Source organism: Mucilaginibacter sp. cycad4, assembly GCF_034263275.1.
GTDB lineage: Bacteria > Bacteroidota > Bacteroidia > Sphingobacteriales > Sphingobacteriaceae > Mucilaginibacter.
Window position 1 is genome coordinate 6,061,307 of the sequence record NZ_CP139559.1, and the last position, 13,434, is coordinate 6,074,740.

Sequence of the window (13,434 nt, forward strand, 5' to 3'; positions counted from 1 at the left end):
TTACAAGGCCTTTCCATTACCCATTACACATGAGGGCATGAGGATAGTTTATAAAAGGAGAGAGCCTTGTGATTTATCACAAGGCTCTCTCCTTTTATTTATGATTCGTATTCAAACTAATCTCTGATCTCTAACCTCCAAATCACTTTTCGGACTAATCTCTGATCTCCAACCTCTAATCTCTCACAACAACCTCCAATCACTAAAAGACTACTCATTCTCTATCGGTGAGAAAATCTCAAGCAGGATATTCCATTTTTTTGATTTGTCAATTTCCCAAACCCTTACATAATTGTAATTGCCTACAACATTGCCCTTGGTGATACGGGCGTGGCCATAGGTATAAGCGAGGTCATTGCTCGAGGCACGACCGCCATCGGTAGTTTCGGCAGTGATGCTTATAGCCTCATTATTAATGAACTTCATAACCACATCGGTTCCGGTCATTGGTGGAAAGCCGGGGAAATAATAGCGGCCCTCCGGGCTTAAAAACTCCCTATAGCTGGCCATAGCCGATAATGTTAACCCATGATTAAATGTTTTATCGGTACCGATGATAACGTTTTTGGCGCCGAACGGGTCCTTACTTGGGCCTGAACGCTGTGCCGGATCAGGTTCTTTAAAATCGGTAACTACTTCTTCTTCGGCTTCGGGGTGCTGAATGCCCAAATCGATAAGTAGTTTCAGTTTACCCTCGGTATTAGTGCGCCAGATCGACACATAATCGCCAAATACCTTGTCATCTTCCGTTTTGCCGTTTTGATATACATAAGGGCCGGCAGTGAATGCCAGGTCGCCGTTGGCCGAGATCCGGGCAAATTTGGGCTGCCAGCTAAGTTTTCCGGCCTGTTTGTCAATCTTGTTATAAAAATCAACAATCTTTACTACATCGGGCTTAAATATGATGCCATCGGGATCGGCAACTGCCAGGAAACCATCTTTTATTCCTTTACGTTCAACTAACTTATCAAAAGCTTGTTCAACACTAACTACCTTGTTTACATTAACAGCGTCCTGCGCAAGGGCAAAAACACTATAACCAATAAATGTAGCAGCTAATATTATTTTCTTCATATTTATATTCGGGTTTTAGGGAGCAATTTAGTAATAAATTTTAAGTCGGAAACGCAATAGTCAAAATGCATTAAACTGCATAGCATAATTTAACAATTGCACTATTTTTGTTCTATGCTGAAACGAAGATATGGGCAAATAATTGCAGAGAGCGGGTTTGATCATAAAAAATATGCGTAAATAATTAAATTTACTTAATAATGAAGTTGAATAAAAAAACACTTAACTTCATAACCCAACTAATCTGTTTTTGTTTAAATCAATATAAATTGCTTTCATGAAAAAGTATAAGCTATACTGCGTATTTGTACTTTTACTACTGTGTATAAAGGCTAAAGCGCAATATCTTTCTGACTATACCGGCCGTCCATATTATCTTAAAACCAACGATGGCATACAAGGCAGCCCCCTCCTTACCGATAACTGGCTGAATGGCACTGTTGATTTCGTTAACGGCAAAAAAGCTAGTGCAATACTGAACTATAATATTTACGGGGATGAACTTTTGTTTAAGAGCCCCCGGGATTCATCGGTACAGGCCTTTGTTGACCCGGTGAAAGGTTTTTCAATAAAAGGCATTGCGCTTGAAGAAAGTGACCAAACGGATATGAACTTTAGCAGCGGTTTCCCGGCTGTAGATGATCAAACCCCAAAAACTTTTTACCAGGTAGTAGGAGACGGGAAGGTAAAACTGCTCCGTTATTACAAGAAAAAAGTACTTGAGTCAACGGGTTTTGCTTCGCAGGTGACCACCAAAACCTTCATGATGGCCAACAGCTACTACCTTTTTGCTAATAACCAAATGACCAGGATCCGGCCGTCGCAAAAAACCATCCTTGCAGCAATGAGCGATAAGGCCGATAAAATGCAGGAGTATATCAAAACCAACAAAGTTGATTTTAAAAGCGATGCCGCCTTAGCTAAATTATTCAGCTATTACAACTCGCTTTAAAATCATCCCCTCTTATCAGGCTTTGCTCCAGGTGGTGCCTTCTTTACTATCTTTTAGCTGGAAACCTATTTGTGATAAACCGTCACGAATCTTATCCGATGTGGCATAATCCTTATTGGCTTTAGCCCCGCTGCGCAAGTCGACAATAAAGTTTAACACTTTTGGCAGATCGTCATTAGCCGCCTGCTCATTCTGTAAGCCCAGTACATCAACCACAAATAAATTCATAAGCGCAGTTAACTGCTCAAGGTTAGCGGCATCAATTTTCAATTTACCATCATATACCGAATTGATGATACGCGATGCTTCAAATAGCTCGGCAATTAAAACCGGGCTGTTAAAATCATCGTTCATAGCCGCATAGCAACGTTCCATTAATGGTGCTATTTCAACTTCGGTAGTGGCAGATGCTTTTAATCCGTCGGTAAGCAGGGTGAAGGCGTTCATGAGGCGTTTAAACCCTTTTTCGGATGCTTCCATGGCTTCGTTGCCAAAATCAAGCGTACTGCGGTAATGGGCCTGCAGCATGAAAAACCTCACGGTCATTGGGCTGTAGCCTTTGTTTAATATCGAGTTTTCGCCGCTAAACAATTCGTGCGGTAAAAAGCTGTTACCTAATGATTTCGACATTTTTTGGCCGTTTACCGTAAGCATATTGGTATGCACCCAGTAATTGGCCGGGTTGGTACCGCAGCAAGCTACATTTTGGGCAATTTCATTGGTATGGTGCGTTGGCACAAGATCTATCCCGCCGCCATGAATATCAAAATGACTGCCAAGGTATTTCTGGCTCATGGCCGAGCATTCCAGGTGCCAGCCCGGAAAGCCCACGCCCCACGGCGAAGGCCACTTCATCAGGTGTTCGGGTTTGGCTTTTATCCACAGTGCAAAATCAAGCTTGCCATGTTTTTCCTGCTGACCGCCAAGTGTACGGGTGTTATTTAATAGATCTTCGAGATTACGGCCGCTTAGTATGCCATAGTCCTGGCTTTTGTTATATTTTTCAACATCAAAATAAATGGTGCCGTCAACCTCGTAAGCATAGCCCCGGGCAAGTATCTCCTTCACCATTTCTATCTGCTCAATGATATGGCCGGTAGCTGTAGGTTCAATGCTTGGGGGCAGGTTGTTCAGGATCCTCATCACGTCCCTGAAGCCAACGGTGTATTTTTGTACTATCTCCATTGGCTCAAGCTGTGCAAGCTTGGCTTTTTTTGCAATTTTGTCTTCACCCTCGTCGCCCGCATCACCTTCAAGGTGGCCTGCATCGGTCACATTACGTACGTAGCGCACCTTGTAGCCAATAGCTGTAAGGTACCTGAACATAAGGTCGAAAGATATATAAGTACGGCAATTGCCTAAGTGAACATCGCTATAAACAGTAGGCCCGCAAACATACATACCAACATGCGGCGCGTTAATGGGCTTAAATAACTCTTTTTTACGGGTTAAAGTGTTGTAAACAAACAAATTTTGTTGCATGAGCGCAAACTTACGATTTTTTCAATTTTAAGTTACTGCCTGCCGGCTTTCGGGTTTATTTTTACAAACCAAGAGCAATGATCTATATTAATTCAGTACAAGATCGCTCCGTAAAGGATAATGGTCTGAAAGTTTTTTTTCGATCACCTTGTAGTTGAAAACTGAAAATTGCGGACTGCTCATGATATAGTCTATCTGGTAATTAGGGAAGTCGCCGTTATAAGTGCGGCCTAAGCCCGAGCCTTTTTCGCGGAATGAATTGTTTAATCCTTTGGCCATTTGGTTAACCGCGAATGACGATGGGGTATCATTAAAATCGCCGGCTATAATATATGGGTAAGGGCATTGAGCAGCATGCGCCTTTACTTTGAAAACCTGTTCAGCTCTCCTCATAAATGCTATTTTAAGCTTGCTTCCCAGGCGTTTGGTTGATTTGATATCTGTTTTTCCTTTCTTTGATACGCTGTCGATGTACTTATAATCATCCGGATCAAAATTGATGGATTGCAGGTGGATATTGTAATACCTGAAAATCTTATCTCCTTTTTTTATATCAGCATATAAGCACTGGTTGCCGGACGTTCTGGTTGTTGCAAGGCGGATCATCCCTCTTGACACAATGGGGAATTTCGAAAAAATAGCCATGCCAATAGCTTCACTGCTGTTAAAATTAAAGGGTTCAAAGTAAAAGTTATTGCTGCCTAATATCTTGTTGATCGAGTCGCGTGTTTCATACTGCCCTTTATTGCGGGTATAAAACTCCTGGAACCCTATCACGTCCGGCTGTTCGCTATTGATGATCTCCAGGATCTCATGCTTGGTTGATATATCATTATTGAAGCCGAAATGTTTAAAGTTATGCACGTTGTAGGTCATGACATGTACAACGTTGAGCCCCGGAGGCAGTGAAAAGCTCGACTTAAACCTGAACCCGATATTGTTATTAAGTACCCCCCAGCCAAGTAAAATACTGACCAGCGAAAACAAAAACTGCCAGCGTTTGCGCAGCAGCCAGTAAAGCATCATGATTATATTAACCAGCAGTATAGGGGGATAGGCAAGGCCGAAGAAAGCAAATAGCCAGTACTTACGCGGGTCAACAGAAGGGGCGAAATAACCGATCAATAAAGCAAAACAGAAAAACAGGTTTATCCATAATAACACCCTGCTAAAAATACTTTGCTTTTTTTTTATCATTTATTCCTGTTTGCTTGCACGCGATAAAATTTCACGCTCCTGTTTGCTTAAGCTATTGTAGCCCGATTGTGATATTTTATCTAAAATGCGGTCAACCTCTTCCTGGCGCGGGTAATCGGATGCGTTTTTGCCCATATTATTTGAAACCACCTTTAACCTGGGTTTCCGTTTAAACAGCCCGGCTATTCCTCCTACCCAATCATGCCCTTTTTGCAATTGCTTAATATACACAAATCCCATTAAAGCACCGCCAAGGTGTGCAATTTCGCCCCCCGCGTTTGCACCAACAATGCCCAAAAAGTCAATAACGAGAATTACAAATACCAGCCATTTTAATTTTACCGGCCCAAATAAAATCAGTGATATGGTATAATTAGGCAGCAAGGTGGCCGTAGCTACCACAATGGCCATTACGCTGGCAGATGCGCCAACTATGGTGCTATTTTGCGCAGCATTAACACTTGTAAATGCAGGCAGCAGGTTTAGTGCCAGCAGGTATAACAAAGCGCCGGCGAGCCCTCCCATTAAATATAACCCTATAGTACGCTTATTGCCCAGATATTCTTCAAAGATCTGCCCCATCCAATAAAGCCAAAGCATATTGAACAGGATGTGCAGTATACCGGCATGCATAAACATATACGTCAATGGCGTCCAGAAATGCTTGAGCAAACCGGGCAGATATGCCGGCATATTCAGGTATTTATCGGCATAAAGTAAAATGATACTGCCGCCAAAATGTGTTAGTAGTTGTTCAACTATTGCCGAAATATTTATCACTAAAAAAACAATCACATTAATGCCTATAAGCAGGTTCAGCCTATTGCCGGAGCGCAGCATTTTGTAGTGGATATTTTGCCAGAGGGTGCTCATAATAAAGCTATATTACAAAGATAACTACTGTTATTAATAAAAATTGTTTGGTCGTTGTAGTCTCCAAATTTTAACCAATAAAAATCCGATAAGCGCTCCGCCAAGGTGTGCAAAATGCGCCACCGAATCACCCGAAAATTGTTTAACCCCTAAAAACAATTCTATCACTACATATACAGGTATAATATATTTCGCCTTGATAGGAACAGGGATAAACAATATCATCAGTTCGAGGTTTGGAAACAGCATGCCAAAGGCTATAAGCAAACCAAATATCGCTCCGGAAGCACCAACTATAGGTGTACCATAAATATCAAAAAGTTTTTGCGCATTTGCACCATATTCCAAATAAGATGACTGGAGGGACGGATGATCAATGGTAAACCGGCCTATCATACTGTGTACTTCTATTGCCTGCACTAATATTTGAAATAGGATGGCGCCTACACCACACAAAAAATACAATTTGAGAAACCGTTTAGGGCCGATAGCATATTCTACAATAGGGCCAAAAGAAAATAAAGCGAACATGTTGAAGAAAATATGGCCCCACCCCCCATGCAGGAACATGTAAGTAATGATTTGCCATAGCTTGAAATAAGGTGAATTAAAATAAAAGCCGCCTAACAGCGGCACTATTTTAGCATCATAAAATTGCCCGAACAGTACAAATGGCAAAAAGCATATTATATTTATAATCAGGAGGTTTTTAACAACAGGTGTCAGGTTAGCAAAAGGCGATTGATTGTATCCGTTCATATATAATTTAGCCTGGGGCTATTTTTCAAATCGTTCCATTAATTCGTTCATCGTAAAGGTACTGATTACGGGCTTACCATTCAATGCCTGGTTGGGTGACTGACAGGCGAAAAGCTGGTCGATAAGCTGGTTCATTTCCTCCAGAGATAATTTGGTGCCGGTTTTAATAGCACCATTGCGGGCCAGCGAGCGGGCCAGGTTATCACGTTTATCTAATTTTAGGATGGCCATATTGTTTTTAAAACCTTCCAGTAAATGTTCTAAAAGTTCATGCTCGCCAACATTGTTCAGCTCGGCCGGGATCCCCTCTACCACTACGGTGTTTTTTCCAAACTCGCGGATGTCAAAACCCAGCGACCGGATATCAGGCAAAAGCTCCTTCAATAACTCAAAATCGGCACCGTTTAGTGTTACCGACTGCGGGAATAAACTTTGCTGGCTTACACCCGAATGATTTTGCAGTTGCTGTAAAAAGCGTTCGTACAAAATGCGCTCGTGCGCGGCCTGCTGGTTAATGAGCATAAAGCCCGATTTTATTTGCGACAGGATAAACCGGTTATGGATCTGGAACAGTTGACGTTCGCTTGGCTTGCTTACATCCTGCTCATCAACCGCAATGGTTTTTTCCTCGTGGATCTCGTGCTGAAAAAGGGTTTCCTTTTTGCTGATCTCATACAAAGTATCCCAGTTTTGCGGAATCGGGTCTTTTTTATAACCTCCGCTTTCCCTTAAAAAAGGATGCTCCTGCCTGGGTTTTTCCTCTTTATCGGCAAAGGGGTTAAAGTTTGGGTTAAATGAAATAGTAGGGGCTATGATCTCTTCAAATGGCTTGGGGGTAATCAAATGCTCGATACTGTTTTCCTGGTCAAAATCCAGGCTGGGCGTAATGTTATATCTTCCTAATGACCGCTTTACTGCCGACCGGATAATAGCGTAAATAGCCTTTTCATCCTGGTATTTGATTTCTGTTTTAGTTGGGTGTACGTTGATATCGATTTTTGAAGGATCGATATCGATGAACAACACATAAAACGGAAAGCAATCGTCGGGCAATAGTTCTTCAAACGCGGTTGTTACAGCATGATTAAGGTATGAATCGCGGATGAAGCGGTTGTTTACAAAAAAAAACTGCTCGCCGCGGGTTTTACGCGCAAACTCCGGTTTGCCTACAAAACCGCGCAACTTAATAATCGTTGTATCTTCTTCAACAGGCACCAGCCGCTGATTATAATTATTGCCAAACAGGTGTACTATCCGTTGTTTTAGCGCAGTGCCTGGCAAATGATAAACTTCCTGGCTATCATGATGAAGGGTGAAAAAAATTTCGGGGTGTGCTAAGGCCACCCGTTGAAACTCGTCGATAATATGGCGCATCTCCACCGGGTTACTCTTTAAAAAGTTACGGCGGGCAGGGGTGTTATAAAACAGGTTTTTTATGGAGATGGATGTGCCCGCGTTAGCCGCACATGGTTCCTGGCTTATTACTTCAGAGCCTTCAATAGTTATACAACTGCCCAGTTCGTCTTCATGGCGGCGGGTTTTCATCTCTACCTGGGCAATAGCGGCGATGGATGCCATCGCTTCACCCCTGAAGCCCATGGTTCGGATGGCAAACAGATCTTCAGCCTTGCGTATTTTTGAAGTTGCATGGCGCTCAAAGCACATGCGGGCATCGGTAAGGCTCATGCCGCAGCCATTATCAATAACTTGTATCAGTGATTTACCTGCATCCTTAATAATAAGCTGGATCTTATCGGCACCTGCATCTATCGCGTTTTCTACCAATTCCTTTACCGCAGAAGCCGGTCGCTGCACTACTTCGCCCGCGGCAATCTGGTTGGCAACGGCATCCGGTAAAAGCTGTATAATGTCTGACATCTAAAAAAAATTCCCTCCAATTTCTATTTCGATGCTAAATTAAATATTTGAAGGCATAACTTTATGATTTGATAGTTGTATATACTTTTGTGGTTTAATACAATTACAATAAACATACAATTACTTTATGAAGAGACTATTGCCCGCGCTGCTATTACTGGCAGCGGCCTGCAAACAAAAGGAATACAATGCCGATATGCTGGTAAAAAATGCGGTTGTGTACACCGTAGATAGCAATTTTACAACAGCAAGCGCATTTGTAGTAAGCGGAGGAAAGATACTTGCAGTAGGCAATGCCGATTCCCTTGAACAAAAATACAACGCCCGCGAAGTGATTGATGCGCAGGGCGCCGCGGTTTATCCCGGCTTTATTGATGCCCACGCCCATTTTTATGAATATGGTATGGGCCTGCAGGAAGTAAACCTGGTAGGCACCCATAGCTGGCCCGAAATTATCGACTCGGTAAAAGCTTATGCCGAACGCAATACCGATGGCTGGATCATTGGTAACGGCTGGGACCAAAACGATTGGACTAATAAGCATTTTCCGGATAAGGCCAGGCTTGACTCCTTGTTCCCGATGAGGCCGGTGATCCTCAGCCGCGTTGACGGGCACGCCGCTATAGCTAACCAGGCCGCACTGAACATTGCCGGTGTTAAGCCGGGGCAAACCATTAGTGGCGGCGAAATAGAAACCAGTAACGGGAAACTTACCGGTATTTTGGTTGATAACGCGGTAGGTATAGTTACCCGTAAAATTCCGGAACCTACCGCTGCTATTATAGATACCGCCTTGCTATCGGCACAGAAAAATTGTTTTGCCGCTGGCCTAACTACCGTTGATGATTGCGGGCTGCCTTATACCATGGTAAACACCATTGCCGAGCTGCAAAATAAAGGCGACCTGAAAATGCGCCTGTATGTGATGCTGGCCGACAGGCAGGAAAATTATGATTACCTGTTTAAGAAGGGAGTTGTTAAAACACCCCGGTTAAATGTAAGGGCTTTTAAAGTTTATGCCGATGGCGCCCTTGGCTCAAGAGGGGCCTGCCTGCTAAAACCCTATGCCGACTCGGCCAAATGGAGCGGCTTTTTGTTGAGTAACCCCAAGCATTTTGAAGAAATAGCTCCCAAAATAGCGGCTCGTGGTTTCCAAATGTGTACCCATGCCATCGGTGATTCGGCAGTGCGGGTAATGCTTAAGATTTATGCGGCCAATTTAAAAGGCAAGAACGACCTGAGGTGGCGCATCGAGCACTCGCAGATAGTATCACCGCAGGACCTGGACATGTTTGGCCAATACAGCATTATCCCATCGGTACAGCCTACGCACGCGACATCAGATATGTACTGGGCCGGTAAAAGACTGGGCCGCGAACGGCTTAAAACCGCTTATGCCTATAAACAATTGCTAAAGCAAAACGGGTGGATCCCTTTGGGTACCGATTTCCCGGTTGAGAACATTAATCCGCTTTATACGTTTTATGCAGCGGTTGAGCGCAAGGATTTGAAAGGTTTCCCGGAAGGTGGCTTCCAGCCCGAAAACGCGCTAAGCCGCATTGAAGCATTAAAAGGGATGACCATTTGGGCTGCCAAAGCCAATTTTGAAGAAAAAGAAAAAGGCAGCATTGAACCCGGTAAATACGCCGACTTTGTGATACTGGATAAGGATATTATGAAAGTAAAAGGCAGCGAGATCCCGGCAACCAAAGTGACCCAAACCTATATAAACGGAGTTAAAGTATATGATAAAAAATAAATGGGGCCGTGTTCCTTTAGTACTATTAGGGTTTGCATTATTTAATACCGCTTGTGCACAAAATCCGCCGTTAACAGGGCAGGCCTTCATTGCCGAAGAAAGATTAGTTGGCAACTCAACAGTGTTGCTTAACAATGCCTCATACCTGGTGCCGCTGCAAAAGCTGGAAGATTTGAAAATTGCCAGCGTACATTTCAATAACCAGTACGCCGCTGTTTTTGATAGCCTGCTTAATAAATATAACAATGTACAGTTGTTTGATGGTGCCGCTTATTCGGGTAATAAAACACTGGCTAACCTTACTTCCGACCTGAAGTTTTATAATACCATTATAGTACAGGTAAATGATGCCGATTTAAGCAATCCGGATGTGATTGATTTTATCAGCACCAATCAAAAAAACAAGAATATAATTGTCGCTGCTTTTGGCAGTGGTTCGTTATTGGGTAAACTGGATGTTATAACCGCCCCCGTGATCTGGACGGAGAGGGTATCTGCGGTATCGGCCATGTACAGTGCCGAAGCAATATTTGGTGGGGTAAGTATCTCTCAAAAATTAGCAAAAAACTATAGTGCCGTTTATAAAACAGGGATGGGCTTTGCTACCGAGAAAACGAGGCTGCAATATACCGTTCCCGAAGAAGCCGGTATAAATGCAGCCAACCTGCAGGAGATAGATAAGATAGCACAGGAAGCTATCCGTGAACATGCCACCCCCGGATGTGTAGTGTTGGTTGCCAAAGATGGTAAGGTGATATTTAATAAAGCTTACGGTTATCACACCTATGATAATGTGATGCCAGACAAGCTGACCGATATTTTTGACCTTGCCTCGATGACCAAGGTATCGGCAACCACCATGGAAACCATGCAGCTTACCGACCAGGGTAAATTAAGCCTGGAGAAAACCCTTGGAGATTATATTCCCCTTGCCCGTAAAAGCAATAAGAACGATATCCGGATCCGCGAAGTGCTGTTGCACCAGGCAGGTTTAATTCCCGATATCCAATCGTTTGAGAAGGTAAAGCCAACTGATCACAGTACGGATTCGTCTGCCGCTTACCCAACAAAAGTATCTGATCATTACTACCTGCGCAAAGATTATTATAAAGATGTAATGCTGCCCGATATGCTGAACTCTCCGCTGAAAACACGGGGGCAGTACGTATATAGTGATGTAAGCATGCTGTTTATGCAGGAGGTTGTTGAAAACATCACTGCCGTGCCGCTCAACATTTATGTACAGCAGCATTTTTATACCCCGCTGGGGATGCAAACTGCAGGCTTTTTACCCCTATACCGCTTTACACCCGACAGGATAATCCCTACCGAAAATGATAAGGAGTACCGAATGTCATTACTGGATGGATATGTTCATGATCCAACAGCGGCGCTTTTGGGTGGTGTTGCCGGGCATGCCGGCTTATTTGGCAGTGCTAATGATGTGGCTATATTATACCAGATGATTTTAAACAAAGGCAGTTACGGTGGTGCCCAGTATTTTAAACCTGAAGTGGTTGACCTGTTCACCTCCAAACAATCGCCGGTGAGCCGTCGCGGATTGGGATTTGACCGCTGGGACCCGATAGCTGAAAGGCATTATCCATCAAAACTGGCATCAGACCAGGCTTACGGGCACACTGGTTTTACCGGCACCTGTATCTGGGTCGATCCGAAATATAACCTGGTTTATATATTCCTCTCAAACAGGGTGAACCCTTCTGTAGGCAGTAAATTAGGTAGCCTTAATATCAGGCCAAGGATCCAGGATGTGGTTTATGAAGCAATTGCGAAGGGGTTGTAGAAGCTGCTTTTATTAAAGATCCGTCATTGCGAGGTACGAAGCAATCCCCGTTTGGTAGAGAGGCTATGCAAGTTTCTCTGCATAGGTTGGGATTGCTTCTTACCTCCAAATGATGCTTGGTTTGCGGAGAATTAATTTATCCTGGCGCAAGTATGAGGGGATGGAATAGGGTGAAGCTACTTGTGCCTTTTAAGTTTTACGATAATGTTTTTAAATAATAAAAACCCTAAATTTATTTGATCCCGAAATCAAACATCCGAAATCTCAAATCAAAACGATGCGCTATTTCACTATCCAGCCACCGGCCGAGCTTAAACCTTATGTAAGATTTTACTGGGTGCTGGAGCATGAGCTGGAGCCGGATCATTCGTCGTATATTTATCGCTCTGTTGCTGATGGTTGCACCGAATTGGTATTTCACTACCGTTCGTCGTTTAATGAATTGAATGAGAAGAATGAGCAAAGCCCAAGCTTATCAGGCATTCAATTTCAAACTACACAATACCGCAGGTTTATAACAGCCGAAAGCTTTGGCATTTTCGGTGCCTATATCTACCCGTTCGCGGTGCCATGTTTCTTTAATGTTCCCAGCAGCCAAACCAGTAACCTCGCATTTGATTTCGATACATTTTTAAGCCGGCCCGGCCGGGAGTTGGAAGAGCAGATCATGGTAGCCGCAAATAATTATAAAAGGGCAGAGGTCCTGTCGGCCTTTTTAATAGCCCGGTTACGTCAAAATGTGTTAAAAGACGAGCGCATAGCGGTAGCGGTCAGGGACGTGATCCATAATAAACAATACAGAACGGTTGCTCAACTGGCTGATGCCTATAATTTATCGGCGCGGCAGTTTGACCGTAAATTTAAGGAGTCTGCGGGCTTTAGTCCTAAAACCTATATGCGGCTGGTACGCCTGCAGGATGCGCTGAAGCAGTACAATACCAATAAAACACTAACCCAGATAGCGCTGGAATGCGGGTATTACGACCAGTCGCATTTTATTCATGATGTAAAAGAATTTACGGGCTATCATCCGGGCTTTTATTTTTCAGGAAAAGCTGAGGGAACTGAATACCGGAATGCATAATGTCCGGTTTTTACAATTTTGAGGACAGTAAGACAGCTAATTTTGAGCAAAAAACAAGCTATGGCAACAATAAACATTCCCGAAAATTACCAGGCTGTCATGCCTTATCTCATTGTTAAAAACGGCGCTCAGTTTATCGAATTTACCCAAAAGGTTTTTGCCGCAACGGAACAATTTAAAACCATGCGCGATGAACACACCATTATGCATGCCGAGGTTAACATCAATGGCAGCACCATCATGTTTGCCGACTGTACCAATACTTATCAACAGCAAAATGCAGGCATGTTTGTGTATGTAGAAAACTGTCACGAAACTTACCGGAAGGCCCTTGATAGCGGGGCCGAAAGCATTATGCCGCCGGCCGATCAGCCATACGGTAGGAGTGCAGGGGTAAAAGACCCATTCGGAAATACATGGTGGGTTACTAATCCGTTATAAAAGGGTTTTAGTCGCCCGTTAATTCATATATCTCAACAGATTGCATATCAGAGCTTAGTGCAATTACGCTATATAATGCCCCCTTTTGGGAAATACGGTAATACCATGAATCAGCTCTGTTTTGGATAAGG

At 43.4% G+C, this 13,434-nt stretch carries 11 protein-coding genes; 5 read left to right on the top strand and 6 right to left on the bottom strand.

Features of this window, described 5'->3' with window-relative positions:
• Positions 1-210 precede the first annotated feature (210 nt).
• Entirely contained in the window at positions 211-1,074 is an 864-nt protein-coding gene (locus tag SNE26_RS24960) for a hypothetical protein (protein WP_321556574.1), read from the bottom strand.
• A gap of 277 nt (positions 1,075-1,351) precedes the next feature.
• Between SNE26_RS24960 and SNE26_RS24965 the strand changes: the two genes are divergently transcribed.
• Positions 1,352-2,026: a hypothetical protein gene (locus tag SNE26_RS24965; RefSeq protein ID WP_321556575.1), complete on the top strand. Its 675-nt coding sequence runs from the start codon at positions 1,352-1,354 to the stop codon at positions 2,024-2,026.
• Positions 2,027-2,041: 15 nt separating this feature from the next.
• Here the strand turns inward: SNE26_RS24965 and cysS are convergent, their stop codons facing one another.
• The 5 genes from cysS to mutL all read right to left on the bottom strand — a co-directional run bounded on the left by cysS (position 2,042) and on the right by mutL (position 8,215).
• A complete protein-coding gene (gene cysS / locus SNE26_RS24970) occupies positions 2,042-3,508 on the bottom strand; it encodes a cysteine--tRNA ligase (RefSeq protein WP_321556576.1) in 1,467 nt (488 codons plus the stop codon).
• A gap of 87 nt (positions 3,509-3,595) precedes the next feature.
• On the bottom strand, positions 3,596-4,705 hold the full coding sequence (locus SNE26_RS24975; protein ID WP_321556577.1) for an endonuclease/exonuclease/phosphatase family protein: 1,110 nt from the start codon (positions 4,703-4,705) through the stop codon (positions 3,596-3,598).
• Positions 4,706-5,578, bottom strand: a complete 873-nt coding sequence (locus SNE26_RS24980) for a rhomboid family intramembrane serine protease (protein ID WP_321556578.1) — start codon at positions 5,576-5,578, stop codon at positions 4,706-4,708.
• A gap of 33 nt (positions 5,579-5,611) precedes the next feature.
• A complete protein-coding gene (locus tag SNE26_RS24985; RefSeq protein ID WP_321556579.1) occupies positions 5,612-6,337 on the bottom strand; it encodes a rhomboid family intramembrane serine protease in 726 nt (241 codons plus the stop codon).
• Between the two features lie 18 nt (positions 6,338-6,355).
• Positions 6,356-8,215, bottom strand: a complete 1,860-nt coding sequence (gene mutL / locus SNE26_RS24990; RefSeq protein ID WP_321556580.1) for a DNA mismatch repair endonuclease MutL — start codon at positions 8,213-8,215, stop codon at positions 6,356-6,358.
• A gap of 127 nt (positions 8,216-8,342) precedes the next feature.
• Here mutL and SNE26_RS24995 point away from each other — a divergent pair, with 127 nt between their 5' ends.
• From SNE26_RS24995 to SNE26_RS25010, 4 genes are all read left to right on the top strand, one after another.
• Positions 8,343-9,974, top strand: a complete 1,632-nt coding sequence (locus SNE26_RS24995; protein WP_321556581.1) for an amidohydrolase — start codon at positions 8,343-8,345, stop codon at positions 9,972-9,974.
• Complete coding sequence (locus SNE26_RS25000) at positions 9,961-11,778, top strand: serine hydrolase (RefSeq protein ID WP_321556582.1); 1,818 nt, start codon at positions 9,961-9,963, stop codon at positions 11,776-11,778. Before SNE26_RS24995 ends, SNE26_RS25000 begins: the two co-directional genes overlap by 14 nt.
• A 277-nt stretch (positions 11,779-12,055) precedes the next feature.
• The gene (locus tag SNE26_RS25005; RefSeq protein WP_321556583.1) at positions 12,056-12,862 is read left to right on the top strand and encodes a helix-turn-helix transcriptional regulator; all 807 of its coding nucleotides are present in this window, start codon (positions 12,056-12,058) and stop codon (positions 12,860-12,862) included.
• 60 nt (positions 12,863-12,922) lie between these two features.
• Positions 12,923-13,303: a VOC family protein gene (locus tag SNE26_RS25010; RefSeq protein WP_321556584.1), complete on the top strand. Its 381-nt coding sequence runs from the start codon at positions 12,923-12,925 to the stop codon at positions 13,301-13,303.
• Positions 13,304-13,434 lie beyond the last annotated feature (131 nt).